The sequence below is a fragment of the Microcoleus sp. S13_C3 genome (assembly GCF_036700905.1).
Classification (GTDB): Bacteria; Cyanobacteriota; Cyanobacteriia; order Cyanobacteriales; family Microcoleaceae; genus Microcoleus.
The window spans coordinates 1-13,889 of the sequence record NZ_JAUBPT010000084.1 but is presented as its reverse complement, the minus strand read 5'-3'; the positions used below and the strand labels follow the sequence as shown (position 1 = coordinate 13,889).

12 protein-coding genes are annotated in these 13,889 nt (G+C 44.4%); 2 read left to right on the top strand and 10 right to left on the bottom strand.

Annotation, left to right across the window (positions count from 1 at the left end):
• Positions 1-156: 156 nt before the first annotated feature.
• Entirely contained in the window at positions 157-1,260 is a 1,104-nt protein-coding gene (locus QUA16_RS21660; RefSeq protein ID WP_333105663.1) for a site-2 protease family protein, read from the bottom strand.
• Positions 1,261-1,857: 597 nt separating this feature from the next.
• A complete protein-coding gene (locus QUA16_RS21655) occupies positions 1,858-2,061 on the bottom strand; it encodes a hypothetical protein (RefSeq protein ID WP_333181331.1) in 204 nt (67 codons plus the stop codon).
• Positions 2,062-2,113: 52 nt separating this feature from the next.
• Between QUA16_RS21655 and QUA16_RS21650 the strand changes: the two genes are divergently transcribed.
• A complete protein-coding gene (locus QUA16_RS21650) occupies positions 2,114-3,190 on the top strand; it encodes a DUF3616 domain-containing protein (protein WP_333105662.1) in 1,077 nt (358 codons plus the stop codon).
• A 287-nt stretch (positions 3,191-3,477) separates the two neighbouring features.
• Here the strand turns inward: QUA16_RS21650 and QUA16_RS21645 are convergent, their stop codons facing one another.
• From QUA16_RS21645 to QUA16_RS21635, 3 genes are all read right to left on the bottom strand, one after another.
• Positions 3,478-3,699, bottom strand: a complete 222-nt coding sequence (locus tag QUA16_RS21645) for a hypothetical protein (protein WP_333105660.1) — start codon at positions 3,697-3,699, stop codon at positions 3,478-3,480.
• A gap of 303 nt (positions 3,700-4,002) precedes the next feature.
• Positions 4,003-5,640, bottom strand: coding sequence for an AAA family ATPase (locus tag QUA16_RS21640; RefSeq protein WP_333105659.1), 1,638 nt, complete (start codon positions 5,638-5,640; stop codon positions 4,003-4,005).
• Positions 5,641-5,828: 188 nt separating this feature from the next.
• The gene (locus QUA16_RS21635) at positions 5,829-6,188 is read right to left on the bottom strand and encodes a DUF2470 domain-containing protein (RefSeq protein ID WP_333105658.1); all 360 of its coding nucleotides are present in this window, start codon (positions 6,186-6,188) and stop codon (positions 5,829-5,831) included.
• Positions 6,189-6,312: 124 nt separating this feature from the next.
• Between QUA16_RS21635 and QUA16_RS21630 the strand changes: the two genes are divergently transcribed.
• Positions 6,313-6,729 carry a transcriptional regulator gene (locus QUA16_RS21630; protein ID WP_333105657.1) on the top strand — a complete coding sequence of 139 codons (417 nt, stop codon included), beginning with the start codon at positions 6,313-6,315 and terminating at the stop codon, positions 6,727-6,729.
• A 95-nt stretch (positions 6,730-6,824) separates the two neighbouring features.
• Here QUA16_RS21630 and QUA16_RS21625 read toward each other — a convergent pair whose 3' ends face one another.
• The 5 genes from QUA16_RS21625 to QUA16_RS21605 all read right to left on the bottom strand — a co-directional run bounded on the left by QUA16_RS21625 (position 6,825) and on the right by QUA16_RS21605 (position 13,745).
• A complete protein-coding gene (locus QUA16_RS21625) occupies positions 6,825-8,189 on the bottom strand; it encodes a WD40 repeat domain-containing protein (RefSeq protein WP_333105656.1) in 1,365 nt (454 codons plus the stop codon).
• A 102-nt stretch (positions 8,190-8,291) separates the two neighbouring features.
• Entirely contained in the window at positions 8,292-8,870 is a 579-nt protein-coding gene (locus tag QUA16_RS21620; RefSeq protein WP_333181330.1) for a ferric reductase-like transmembrane domain-containing protein, read from the bottom strand.
• Positions 8,871-9,143: 273 nt separating this feature from the next.
• Entirely contained in the window at positions 9,144-11,306 is a 2,163-nt protein-coding gene (locus QUA16_RS21615; protein ID WP_333105654.1) for a flotillin family protein, read from the bottom strand.
• A 300-nt stretch (positions 11,307-11,606) separates the two neighbouring features.
• Positions 11,607-12,923, bottom strand: a complete 1,317-nt coding sequence (locus tag QUA16_RS21610) for a hypothetical protein (RefSeq protein WP_333105652.1) — start codon at positions 12,921-12,923, stop codon at positions 11,607-11,609.
• Positions 12,924-13,115: 192 nt separating this feature from the next.
• Positions 13,116-13,745: a response regulator transcription factor gene (locus QUA16_RS21605; RefSeq protein WP_333105683.1), complete on the bottom strand. Its 630-nt coding sequence runs from the start codon at positions 13,743-13,745 to the stop codon at positions 13,116-13,118.
• Between the last annotated feature and the right edge of the window lie 144 nt (positions 13,746-13,889).

Sequence of the window (13,889 nt, the reverse complement as noted above, 5' to 3'; positions counted from 1 at the left end):
CATACCTCAAAAAATATTTAAATATTGTGACAGTTTCGTCCCGGACTATTTGTGTTTGACTTGACTTTTTGGAAGCTATTGTTAACCCCCCCGATCGCGCTTTTGATAAGGGGCAATCGAGGGGGTTAACTATTATTTGTCAAGTATCTGAGGATATCAAGCAGGGTTCGCTTCGGCTCGTTTTTGTAGCAGGCGGGCAATTTCAGCTTTTTCTACAAGTCCGACGAGGACACCGTTTTCGCGAATGACGGGGAGTTCTTGTACTTTGAGTTGTTCTAGGAGGGTGACGACTTCGAGGAGGGATAATTCCGGTTTGACGGTGGTGGAAAATTCGATCGGCTTCAGGAGTTCTTTCACTAAAACTTCGGGCCAGCGTCCGGTAGGAATGGTTTTGAGGTCATCAAGGTCGATCGCCCCTACCAATTGTCCGGCATCATCTGTTGCCAGGAATCTGCGCCAGGTTTGAGTGCTACCGATCACGTAGTTGTTGGCAAATTCTCTGAGGGACAAGTCTTGGGAGACGATCGGACTTTCGGGTGTCACAGCATCTGCGGCTGTCAGGCCTGCCAGTTTATTTTGGACTGTGGCATATTGGGCAGATTGACCGGCATTTTGCAGTAAGAACCAACCGATTACTAGATTCCAAATATTGCCTAATACGCCTGTAGCAATGGCAATCCAACCAATTATTTGACCGACGCGACTAGCAAAAATTACACCTTTGTAAGGGTTGCCAGTAATTTTCCAGACGATCGCTTTGAGGATGTTGCCGCCGTCGAGGGGCAAACCGGGAATTAAGTTAAATAAGGCTAGAACTAAGTTGATGGAAGCTAAAAGTCCGACGATGGCCGCTGCGGGGCCTGTGAGACCAGCACCGATGCCGATCGCTGTTAACAAACCAGATAAAAATAAGCTAACCAACGGGCCTGCAATGGCTACCCAAAATGCTTCGGCTGGGGTTTTAGATTCTCTTTCTAAATTAGCCAGTCCGCCAAACAGAAATAGCGAAATCGATTTCACGCCAATTCCCTGTTTAATGGCTACCCAACTGTGTCCTAATTCGTGGGCTAAGACGGAAGCAAATAACAGTAACGCTGTGAATAATCCCAGCATCCAGGGCGCTACGGGGCCCAATGCGGGAAACCCGGCAGCTAATTGGCCGCCGTACTGCCAGGTTACTAAACCCAGAACTAAAAACCAAGATACGTTGACAAAGAAGGGAATCCCAAACAGGTTGCCGACGCGAAATGTACCGTTCATAATAAAAATGGGTAGAAACCCCGTGCTTTTAGCACGGCTTTACATTTAATTTGAATCCCCTCGCGAGGTGGAGGGGTATGGTTGCCCCTCCCGTGAGGTATGGTTGCCTCAAACTCCCATTTCTGGGGTAAAGTTAGCTTCGCTAATGTTTTAAGAGCTTGTTAAGCTAGCAACACTGTCTCAGTGACCTTAAGACTGTTTAGTTGCAAGCGATAGAGCGGAAAACTAGCTTCGCATTCTCCGGTATCGTGACCCAAAAAACGTAGTCAGTAAAGACTTAAGCTGGTCAGGATGGCTTGTTAGATTTCTCTTTCAAGCCTCATGCCTTTAGGCTGAGGTTCCTGACAATGGCTACCTCTGATTTTACGAATGAGAGGTTTTTCTCTCTGTCTCCTTATCGTAACGAAACGTAACGGCAATGTTAATGCTTCAATTAGGGTGTTATCCGTCTGTGGAGGTTCGGTTTGCTGAATAATTACCGCCGACTGCGGTTTGACCCGCTAGGGGTTAAAAATCATTATCTCAAAACGGAAGTTTTTGCTATGAGGCTTGAGGAGGATATCTGTTTTAGTTTTCTGTTTTAATTTTCAGCCGGTTTTAACTCAAATCTTGCACCTCTGTCATGAACACGCAAGATGCCTGTTCCACAACAGATGAATTTTCTTTTTGCACCATTGTCAGCAACAGGCAAGATGCCTGTTCCACAACAGATGAATTTTCTTTTTTGTGGGGAGTAGGGGTTGGGCACGCGAGCCCGCCCATAAAAGCCTGATTGAGAATGGTGCAACCTATGAGTTTCAAGCAGGTTTAGCTATAATGACTTACCCTAAGAATAGTTTAGGTGCTAATAATTATGCCACAATGCTTTTTGCTCGGCCGGCTGCTGCTGCAATTCAACAGCGAAGTCGCTGATATTATTACAGACTTATCCGCTGTTGCTTTAACTCCCGATGGCCATTTGTGGCTGGGTTCCGATGAAACGACTTCGATCGAGCGTTTGTCGCCTGTCGCGCCTCATATTTTTGGAGAACATCAAAGATTGGCGATCGCAGATTTTATCGATCTACCTGGAAAATGCGAAATCGATATCGAAGGAATGGATTTCAGCAGCGATTATCTGTGGCTGGTCGGGTCTCACAGCACAAAACGTAAAAAAACTAAAGGCAAAGACGCCGACAAAGATATTGAAAAATTAGCACAAATCGAGACAGAGGTAAACCGCTATTTGCTGGCGCGGATTCCTATGAAAGACGGGATTTTGTGCGAGTCAATTTCCCCTTCAAACAATCCCGAAACCCAACTGAAAGCGGGATGTCTTCAGCGGACACAAACGGGCAATTTGCTGACAGACGCGCTCAAAGATGACAGCCACCTCGGCTTGTATTTATCTGTGCCGATTCCGAGTAAAGAAAATGGCTTTGATATTGAAGGGTTGGCGGTGCGGGGCGATCGCATTTTGCTCGGTTTGCGGGGGCCGGTGCTGCGGGGTTGGGCGATAATTTTAGAAATAGAAGTTGAAGAGGCAGAAGCGGGAGTTTTAAGGCTTAAGGCGATTGGGGAAGGAGGGAAATTGTACAACAAACATTTTGTTGATTTGAACGGTTTGGGCGTGCGAGAATTGTGCTGGAATGGGGAAGATTTGATGGTTTTAGCCGGGCCGACGATGACTTTATCTGGGGCGACGAGGGTTTTTCGGTTAAAGGGGATTTTAGGGCGATCGGGCGACAGTATTACTGGGCAAGATGGGGGAGATTTGGAGGTATTGTTTGACTTGCCTTTTAAGGTTAATACGGACAATGCTGAGGGGTTGAGCCTGTTTCCATATTTGGACGGGCAGAATTCGCTGTTAGTGGTTTACGATTCGCCGGATGCGGGGAGAATGGTTGATAAAAATGCTATTCTTGCGGATATTTTTAGGTTGGGTTTGTAGTTGCGCGTGGGAGGGCGGGTGAGTGAAACCACGATCGCAATTTGGAAGCGCTGACTAACCGAATCCACACCGCGCTCCTCGCGGCAGCAGAACCAATGCACTGCAAACTGATTCGTGTTGTGTGCCCTGCTGTGTCACCGTAGTGCGATCGAGATTCTAACTAAAACTGCTAGATACATACTTTCCTTTACCCTCTGCATTTGATCCAGGCTTGGGACTGGCGGTGGCTGCATTTAACCCTACCCTAAACCAATTATTGGTTCTTGAGGGTTTTGAATTATTGAATCCTAGTTTCCTAACTTTTTCTCAAGAAGCGTTGCGTCGTTAGGGGGATCTCCGGTATCCAGCTTTCTAGGGATTGTCCTAGATTCATAAATCATTTCAGTACCTCCGCGCTTCAATTGAACTTTAATGTGCCGATCAACAGGAGTGGATTTGAAATAAGCTCCAGCTAATCCTGTAATTGCGAGTAGTAGCCAATAGGCAAGGGTGATTTTTTTCACTTTCATCCTGTTTTGGTTTGTAATGGAACAGCTAGCTCCATTCAGACCAACTTAAGCCCATTTCTACCAGACCACTTTAGGCTCAGTCACAAGATTATTAAGTTGTTCAGGTAGAGTGGGTGGGAAAGTGGCCCTCCTGGTAACTACTCCTGCATTATAACTAACCATCATCGTTTTGTGAAGAATCTGAAAAATTTTCAATTATCTTTATATTTGCATATTTATATTTGCATATAGGAAGGTGCATCAGATGTGGTTTTGACAATAAATAATTAGCTAGCGATGAACTGACGCACCCTACCAGTGGGGTTAATTGTCGATCGCATCCCTTCGCCGCTGGCTGTAGCGTTTCAATTCATCAATTAACTGAGTATCGTTAGAAGCTGTTCTCGCGCCCGCTTCCGCCGCCCAGCGCTTCAAATCTTCAATTTGCGATCGCGCGATCGCAGCTAAAGGTACTGTATCCTCGATCGACCTCAAAATATCCTCGGTCATCAAATCCCGGCGCTGTCCGTTGACAAAAGTGCCAAAAGCCCGGTACAGTCCATCAATTACAACTTGTTCAATTTCTGCACCGCTAAAATTCTCAGCGCGTTTCGCCAAAACTCCCAAATCAAACTCGCGCAATCTAGTTGGCCGCAGTCGCTGCAAATGTACTTTAAAGATATCTTGCCGTTCCGATTCTGAGGGCAAATTTAAAAAGAAAATTTCATCAAACCTGCCTTTTCTGAGCAACTCTGCCGGCAAAATCCTGACGTTATTTGCAGTTGCGACAATAAACACCGGACTGGTTTTTTCCTGCATCCAAGTAATCAAACTGCCGAATACCCGCCGCGAAGTTCCCGAATCGCCGTCGCCACCGCTGATAATGTTACCAAAGGCTTTATCTATTTCATCGATCCACAAAACGCAAGGTGCGATCGCCTCTGCTAATTGTATCATTTGCCTGACGCGACTTTCGCTTTCCCCGACCACGCCGCCAAACAATCTCCCAGTATCCAATCGTAGCAGCGGCAAACGCCATTCAGAGGCTATTGTTTTCGCAGATAAAGATTTGCCCGTTCCTTGAATTCCTACTAACAAAACTCCTTTTGGATTCGGTATGCCGTAGCGACGCGCTTCGTCAGTAAAAGCATCTTGCCGCATCTTTACCCACTGTTTCAAATTCTCCAAGCCGCCCACACTTTTTAGGGATTCTCTGGAGTTAAAAAACTCCAAAATGCCAGTTTGGCGAATTGCTTGCTGTTTTTCCTCCAAAACTCCGTCAATATCTGACTCGTTAATTTGCTGTTTGGCGGCCAAAGCTTTAGCTAAAACCCGCCCGATTCTAGCGCGGCTCAAACCTTGACAAGCTTTAACCAACTGTTCCCTTGCTAAACCGCTAACTTGCAACTGTTGCGGCTTTTCCACAACGTGGGAAATTAAACTGTCGATTTCTTGGACGTTGGGCAAAGGAAAATCAATTACTGTGACTTCTTCTTTCAATTCCTCCGGCAATTCCAGCGTGTGAGAAGTAAGAACTATAGTTTTTTTGCTACGCTTCAATTCCCGCGTTAAATTCCGCAATTCCCGCACTACCGCCGCATTTTTTTCGGTGTATGGATATTTCAAAATGGGGTGCAAATCCCGCAGTACAAATATGGTATATTCTTCTACAGCAGTTTTGCTGACGCGATCGAGCGCCGCCATTACCGAACCTTTCCCAGAACCGTTATCCTCCCAGCCTCGCACAATATCCCACCGCAATACCCGGCGCGCGGGACTTACTTGCAGCGCTACTTGGGCAATTACGGCTTCGACCGGTTCCTCCTCCGCGCCGACAATGTACAGCAGCGAATAGCGGGCGCGAATCATCAAATCTAGTCGTTTTACCAGTGCCTCGAAATGGTTATTTTTACTGCCCTTGACGACATCTAATTCTTTGGGGTCTGGGTAATTTTCTGTCATTTTAGTGGATATTTTAGAGGGAAATTCAACTTTATTAAATATTTTGTTCGCAGTCAGGATTTTAGTCCTTAAAATGATTTAACCCAACTAAAGGTTTGTAGTAAGGATGTTAGTCCTTAACAACTATTTAAGCGGACTAAATTCCGTACTGCAAACATTAAAATTATAACAGCCTAGTACGCAATTGACTACTTAGCAACTTTTCGAGCTTGTTTCACCATTTCAATGAGAGTGTGGTGAGCATCTTCGGCGTCTTTTAAAGTGCGATCGAAATTTACTCTGACAGGCACTGTTTCGTCGTTGACTTTAGCGGTTAAATCCATGCCGTTGGCATCAATAGCGAGCATTTGAGCTTCTGTCGCCTCCGGTTTGCCGCCAAATGCTTGAGCGTACAGCACTACAGCGCTAGCGTGGTCTTCGTTCATGTGAGTGCAGATGCGATCGCTAATCTCAGTAGAAAACGGTTCTGACATGGGAGATTCCTCAGATGCAATATCGATCGATTGTACTGCGATCGGTACAAAGATTTCAACCGTGATCAATTGCATCAAGAGTGATGAGTTATAAATAAATAAATTATATCCACGTTAATCGGCGTTAATCTGCGGGTTCAAAGATGCCCTTTTTCAACTATAATGATAAAATATTACTTTCTTAATATTGCATAATTACATGAAAAACTCGAGCGCTTATATCGAACTACTCAAAACATTTCCGCCGCGACCCATAACTGCTGAGGAGGAGCTAATGGCAACTCAAGAAGCGATCGACTCTTTGTTGGATAAAGGCGAACTGACTCCCGACGAACGCGACTACCTCAACGTACTGGGAACCCTTGTTTATGAGTACGAGCAAACTTTAGAACCCATACCTGACATTTACGGAGTAGAACTGTTAAAGGCTTTAATAGAAGAATTTGAACTCAGACAAAAAGACCTAGTTCCTATTTTTAAAACTGAGTCTATTGTCTCAGATATCCTCCGTGAAAAGCGCCAACTTACAACCGAACACATACAAAAACTTGCACAGTTTTTCGGCGTATCGCCCGCGGTTTTCTTTCCGCTGCATCCAGTTAAAACAACTGCTTGAAATTCAAGCGAGCGTTTTGGGCGGCCTGGTTTTAATAAAACTTTGGCTAATGCTATGAAAAATTTCTGTTGCATAGCTTTTCATAATTAATATTATTACCTCCACCCATCCCACGGACTAACCTCAATCACCCCAGAGGGTTTTAAAACTACCTTAAATTGACGAAAATGCTTTGGTTGATGAGCAACTTTACGAAACGAAGAAAGAGAAACTTCTTGAATAAAATCACCTGCTGCTTGGTTCAGCGGCTGACAATCTGTAATTACCCCTTCTTCATTCACGGCAACACGATAAACTAATGAAGTGCTGAAGGTGGGAGTCGAGCGCCAACTTTTGTCAATTTGGTCGTAAACTTTCCGGTTCAAATGTGCAATTTCACCGGGGGAGATAATTTCAGAAGGTGCTGCCTCTACCTCTGATGCTGGAGAGTTAACCTGAGTCGCAAGCGGAACAGGTACAGCCCAAAGCTTAATAGTTTCATCTGCGCTACCGCTGGCTAAGACAGTATCTTGAGAACTAAAAGCGACTGACCAAACTGGCTTAGAATGCTCCGCAAAATTTGTCATCAGTTCGCCTGTTTTCAAGTTCCACAGCTTGATAGTTTTGTCGTAGCTGCCACTAGCTAAAGCCTGTCCATCCGGGCTAAAAGCAACTGAGAGCACCGGGCCGGAATGTCCTGTTAATGTGTGCAGAACTTTGCCATTTGTAAACTGCCACAGCTTAACAGTTTTATCCGCACTGCCACTCGCTAAAGTTTTCCCGTCAGGACTGAAGGCAACTGAGTTCACCGGCCCGGAATGCCCAGTCAGGGTGTAATTGCCGCCATCATCAAGCCACCAAATCTTGATAGTTCCATCCTCGCTGCCGGTTGCTAAAATTTTACTGTTCGGGCTAAAAGCGACAGATTTAATCCAGTCTGTATCTTGAAGTGTGCCCAGTAGTTTGCCATCGGGAAAATTCCACAATTTTACAGTTTTGTCGGTACTGCCAGAAGCGAGTAACCTTCCATCAGGACTGATACTTATTGCCTTGACATCATCCGCATGACCTTTCAAGGTATTGATGAGTATGCCAGTTTTGAGATTCCACAATTTAATCCGGTTATCCCAACTCCCGCTAGCCAGAAGATTGCCATCAGGACTAATGGCGAGGGATTCAATTGCATCGGTATGTGCTTTTATGGTGTAAAGCAATTCGCCGGTTTGCAGGTTCCAGATTTTGATAATGCCGCCATAACAGCCGCTGGCTAAAGTTTTGCCGTCTGGACTGAGTGCGATCGCGTAAATCCACCCTGAATTATCTTTAAAACTGCTAGAATATTGAGTGAGCAACCCAGATTTAAACTGCGATACAGTTGTTTCTAATTCCGCAAAATACCTATAGAAGCCGATGCCCGCCGCAGTTATAACTGCTGTTAATGTCAAGGCTAAACTTTTCCATTTAACTTCTTTTGATCTCATAAACATGATGTCCAAAACTAAGTTTATGTAAAATAAACTTCCCTATTTCAATTCCCGAAAATTATCGCCGAGGTTGCGGCTGGATTCTCACTTTGATAAATGCTATCCAACACTTTTATTTAGCACTGTTACTTTGTCTGCGGTTGGCTGATGTTTTTGTGGTTTAGATTGGCGCTCAATCCAGGTGCGACAGAGGAATAAAAATATTATGGCGGTTATCGCTGCAATTCCAACAGGCGTTAAATATGTCCAGTGATCGGCCATTTTATCCCAGATATGCCAGGTTACTAAAAACATAGCAAGGTAAGTGAGACTCTGCAATTTTTTCCAATTTTTCTTGAGCCTTTTCACACTCCAATCGTTAGAGGTGATAGCCAAAAGAGTAAAAATAATGAAGGTTGATACTCCCTGGAAGTAAACAAAATAAGTTTTGAGATCGAAGACATCAAAGTTTCTTTGTTTGAAAAAGATGAATCCGTGAGCTACAGCTAAAAAGAAAGAGAGCAGACCAATGAAACGGCGATATTTCAGCAGCCATTGGGGAAAGCCAGTTTTTTTTGTAACAGGGAAAACAATTCTCAAATTTGTGGGAAGCAGTGTGAGAATATAAGCTGTTAAGGCCGCGAATCCCAGGAAACTCGCCTGAGAGAATGTATCTAAATTCATCGTTGAAAATTGCATAACTTGCTCTTATTGCTAAGTAGGTAAACTCCAATTGAAGCTAGGCTAACCTTTTGAAGTCGCAATGTCAATTAAGTTTTAAGCTTATAACACTTATTCCCAAAAATAGCTGGTTAAAAGTTGAGTTGTTACCTATAAAAAAAGGTCAGAATTAGCTGACCTTGGGTTGAGGAGATTACCTGAACTTTTGGCTAGGTATCGCGCCAAACTACAAACTGGTAATACCCCCTTTCAATAAGAGAGGACTGAAGTCCTCACTACAAACTGCACAGCCTAACTAAAAGATCGATCGTCAAACGGCAATTCATCAAACAGCGAATCAATATCAGACTCAGAATTCGCCACAGGGGAATTAGCGCGAGATGCCGACGGCTTTGCTGAATTCACCTTTGCTACTGGTAACTTTGTCGCAGATTCCGATTTCGGTAGGTTAACTAACGGTAACTCCCCGCCATTTTCTCCATTTTTGCTGGTTTGATTCCACATCATCATTCCCAGCAAACCATCAACCAAACCGCCACCGCTACCGTTGCCTGTTACCGCCACATCCGGCACAACTCGCACTTTGCGATCGCCTATAATTTGCATTAACTGCAAAGCCGTATAACCGGAACCTCCCAAAGCCACAACACCGGCGCGATAAGCTTCAGCTTGAGCATTTCCCTTCACCCGAATCGACTCAGCTTCACCTTGAGCTTGTTTAACCTGAGAATTCGCTTTCAACTCAGATATCTTCACGCCTTGTTCGGATTTCACCATCTCTTGTTGAATCTCAGCCAAAGCAGTTTCCCGCACCAATTGTTGCCGCTGAGTTTGTGCTACTTGCTGCACCTCATAAGTTTTGCACTGTTCCTCAGCAATTTTGCGATCTGTTTGAGTTTGCATCAACTCTGCAGGTGGCAAAATATCCCCGATTAAAGTATCAATTGCTTGCACGTCGTAGGTACGCAAAGCAGCTTTGATATACTCCGATGCTTCTGCTTGCCGATCGCTCCTTGCCGACAGAAAATCTAATACAGAATAAGCTTGAGCCGAATTGCGGAAATAATTTCCAATTGTCGGCTGCAAAACATGGTCAACTAAGTTCTGCATTGAACCGACGCGAGAAATCACTTTCGGAGCATCCAAAGCACCGACGTGAATAATCTGAGCTACTTCTAAATCAAAGGCAAAACCGTCGCGAGAACGCACCGTTAAAGATGAAAGTTGAGAATCGTAACTGTGCCGTTCCGTTTTAGTTGACCAATTCAAGACAATATTTGTGGTCGGCACTAACTCTACTTTCAAAATGCGAGTGTTCAGCGGATGTTTCCCCGGATAAAGGGGAGTTACCCAGACCCCTTTGTTGCCAACATTTACCAAATTCCCGTGAGTGAAAGCAGCGCCGCTCACATCTTCCGAGGTTTTGCCAACATAGGAAATAACCGCGCCGACATAGCCGATCGGGATTTCGGTCATCGCCACTTGGTCAACCCCGACAAACCAAGGATTTAAGTTCCAGGAACCGGAAAGCAAAACCTGTTCCTGCAAACCGCGCCGCCCGCCGGCGGTGATAAATTTTTGCGCGTTCTGGAAGTTGTCGTGATTCGGGATAATCGGGCCAGCAATTTCGCCATCTTGAATTGGAACGCCGTCAAAAGTTGTGACAATTCCTACTTTATCTGGGGCAATTCTGTACAGCTTTAATTGTTCGGCTGTCATCCCATGCTTGGCAGCATTGGCCGCTGTAATTATTGTAAATAATGCTGTATTAATTCGATAGCTACCGCCAGTCAAGATGCCGAGTTGTCTACCTTTTTCGCCCCCGCCTTTGAGGAATTGGCGAGCATCTTGAAAATTGTCACATTCTGTGATTTTGCCAAGGATGCGCTGCGGTGGAATTGACTTACCACCTGCTGCGATAATCAGGGCAATTTCACCTTGGGGAACTACAGTCAGAGACTCTTTGCGAACGTTATACTGCAAAGGCCAATAACCCCAGTGCCAACCGGGGGGCAAAGTATCAGCTTGATATCCAGCTTCTCCGTTTAAGGCAATTAAGTCTCCGGGCGGTAAAGACTTGCCGCCGAAGCTAAACTTTTTACTGACAATTCCGACTTCCCGATCGCCAATTACTACCAATCCGCCAAAAAATAATGGCAGCACCAGAATAATTATCATACCGCCGATCGCGATCGGGATAAATCCGCCCGGATCGAGCTGCATTGTCTGCACGGGAACAGTGGTGCGTAACTGCCCTAGCTGCAAGCTAGAATCAGGTTTTGCGGCTAGCTGAGTCGAGGTTTGAGTTGCGGGGGGGATATTGCTAGCTGCTAATACCGGCGAGGGTTTCAAACTGGTTGTTGCGCTAAGAGCTAAAGACGCCGAAACAGCGGCTGCTAACTGTTTTAAAACGCGGATTTTGACTTGAGATTTGGACAAAAATGAATAAAGCATTTTTTTTGATCAGGGCTAATTTGTCCTAGGAGCTCCAGCTTAGCCTTACTAAAAAGTTTTGGCGTAAAACTTAAGGTCTTATTTATCATTATTTGCCGTCATAATAGTCATATCTATCAGTAAAAATACTTATTTTGCACCTCAAAACCGCTCGACCTTAATCTGCGTGTATCTGCGGTTACAAACTCCCCTAGCTGTTTTTTATTAACTATTTACGATCGCTCCCGCTCAAAAACTAGGTTGGCTAACAGTTAAGATTCAAATAAATTATGCAACATGGAGCCAACAGCTATCAATTATTTAAGAATCCCAAGTCGCTCCATAGGCCGGGATTCCTTTGGCTAAACACGCACTCACAACAGTTTTAGTGACGGCTTTATTAGATACGCAAAATACAGCTTGAGCTCGAAATTTTTGGGCTAGCTGAATTGCTAATTCGCCTACATTCGGTCTGCCAAGTTCGCCTGTATCATAAATTTTTAGGCGTGGATGACTGCAGATTAATGACCACATTTTCTTGCCGTAAGTTAACTGGTGCTTATTACCAATCCAGAGGATGTAAAGTTTATGCTTGTTTTCGAGCATATGAGGCAAAACAGGGGCAATCCCAGCTCCGGTTGCTACTACCACTACTCGCGAATAAGCATTAATTGAAAACATGAAACCGGGCGGTTTAACTCTCCGAACCCAAAAACATTTAGGAATATTGCCTCTCTGAACTTTCTCAATCAAGTTTTTAGTCCAGTCACCAGCGGCTCCAATAATTAGCTGGATTTGCGATCGCCCCGTTTCTTGATTAAAACTCATTCCTGCTACGGAAAATGAATGCCATTCAACCAAATCTGTACTGATTCGGGCAAATGTTCCAATATCTGCCTTGCCCGGAACTGTCAAAAAAGCTACGTTTGGCGAAGGACAATAGATACTAAAGTTTTCAAATTTCTGTACAGTCAACCAAGGTAAAAATATACTAAATATAATTACAATTAACATTAAACAAATGGGATTTAAAAAATTTTCTAGGGTAGGAATATGATTGGCGGTGGCGAGAAACTGCGATAAAGTTAGATACAAAATTACCCCGGCGAGACAACTCCATCCTGCATAGCGGTGAATTTTCTCAAAGCTGTTGTGAAAACGCTCTCGGAAAGGGGGTATGGCTGTTAAAATAATCGCTAATAATAAGATGGCTAACAAAGAACCAGTTGTTAAAAGAAGCAAATTATTGCTAGTTGTTAACTGTCGGTATAAGTCAATACTTAGCCAAAAACAACTCCAAGTTGCAGCCGCAGCATGAACTCCACCTATATAATGAACTGCGGTATTGATGTAATATTTGCCAGAAGTGGCGATTCGTGAAATCCCAACTGCTAATCGGTAAAGAAGATGTACTATCAGTTCGTTTCTTACTAATACTGCCAGCAAAAGATTGCCAATACTGAGGGCGGCTATCGGGGCTTGATTCCAAGTTTCTGTGATGTAAATACTGGATAACAGTAGAATATTGACAAGTGAAATTACCACCCACCAAAAGTGGTGCATATTCAAGTTGTGTATTTTCAAAAAACGGGCTTTTGTTTGATGTTTTTGATATCGGTTTATGCAAGATTCGCTCATAATTTCGTCCTACAAACAATCTAACGATTTAATAAGGCAGAAGTCTTTAGATGAATATCAATTAAGTCTAGAGAATACTGCGACTAAAGTCGCCAGCTTAAAGTTGAGTTTTTAACCTAAAAAAAAGGGTCAGTATTAGCTGACCTTTGGTTGAGGAGATAACCTGAACTTTTGGCTAGGTTTTGTGCAAAACTACAGGCTGACAATCCCCCGTTTTAAGGCGGAAATCGCGGCCTGCGTGCGATCGCTAACTCCCATTTTGCTCAAAATATTGTTGATGTGAAACTTGACGGTGCTTTCGCTGATGTGCAGAACTTCACTAATCTTGCTGTTGCTTTTACCAGCGACTATGAGGCGGATGACTTCTAATTCGCGATCGCTCAATTCAGGCCCACTCAGGCGATCGGCTAACTTAACACCCACTGCCAGCGGAATATACTTTTTACCCTCAAAAACCGCCCGAATTGCTGCTAAAAGCTCCTCTGGTTCCGCATCCTTAAGCAGATAGCCCTTTGCACCAGCTTGCAATCCGCGATAGATGTTTTCATCGCCATCATAAGTCGTCAGCACCACAATCCGGGCGCTGGGAAACTCCGCACAAATCGCAGCAATGGCGGCGACTCCATCCATTTGGGGCATCCGCATATCCATAAGGGTGACATCGGGCTGATGTTCGCGAAACATGGTCACAGCTTCCTGCCCGTTGCTTGCTTGCGCCACAACTTTAACATCTGATTCATGATTCAGCAGTGCCACTAAACCTTGCCGCACAATATAATGATCGTCGGCAATTAAAACGCGAATAATATTTGATTGGTTAATCATGTTGACCCTGTTAATCTTATCAAAAAAAACTGAAGTTCTCACTACAAACTTACTATCTATAGTCATCCTAAATGATTCAGATAAATTTGTAGGGGTAGTGCTAAGAGTGCCTACCCCCTATCTATCGGGCAACCGGGCGTG

Excerpts from the sequence above, each read along its gene's own strand:
- QUA16_RS21660 (WP_333105663.1), bottom strand. The coding sequence starts at position 1,260 with ATGAACGGTACATTTCGCGTCGGCAACCTGTTTGGGATTCCCTTCTTT.
- QUA16_RS21650 (WP_333105662.1), top strand. The coding sequence starts at position 2,114 with ATGCCACAATGCTTTTTGCTCGGCCGGCTGCTGCTGCAATTCAACAGC.
- QUA16_RS21645 (WP_333105660.1), bottom strand. The coding sequence starts at position 3,699 with ATGAAAGTGAAAAAAATCACCCTTGCCTATTGGCTACTACTCGCAATT.
- QUA16_RS21640 (WP_333105659.1), bottom strand. The coding sequence starts at position 5,640 with ATGACAGAAAATTACCCAGACCCCAAAGAATTAGATGTCGTCAAGGGC.
- QUA16_RS21635 (WP_333105658.1), bottom strand. The coding sequence starts at position 6,188 with ATGCAATTGATCACGGTTGAAATCTTTGTACCGATCGCAGTACAATCG.
- QUA16_RS21630 (WP_333105657.1), top strand. The coding sequence starts at position 6,313 with ATGAAAAACTCGAGCGCTTATATCGAACTACTCAAAACATTTCCGCCG.
- QUA16_RS21625 (WP_333105656.1), bottom strand. The coding sequence starts at position 8,189 with ATGAGATCAAAAGAAGTTAAATGGAAAAGTTTAGCCTTGACATTAACA.
- QUA16_RS21620 (WP_333181330.1), bottom strand. The coding sequence starts at position 8,870 with ATGCAATTTTCAACGATGAATTTAGATACATTCTCTCAGGCGAGTTTC.
- QUA16_RS21615 (WP_333105654.1), bottom strand. The coding sequence starts at position 11,306 with ATGCTTTATTCATTTTTGTCCAAATCTCAAGTCAAAATCCGCGTTTTA.
- QUA16_RS21610 (WP_333105652.1), bottom strand. The coding sequence starts at position 12,923 with ATGAGCGAATCTTGCATAAACCGATATCAAAAACATCAAACAAAAGCC.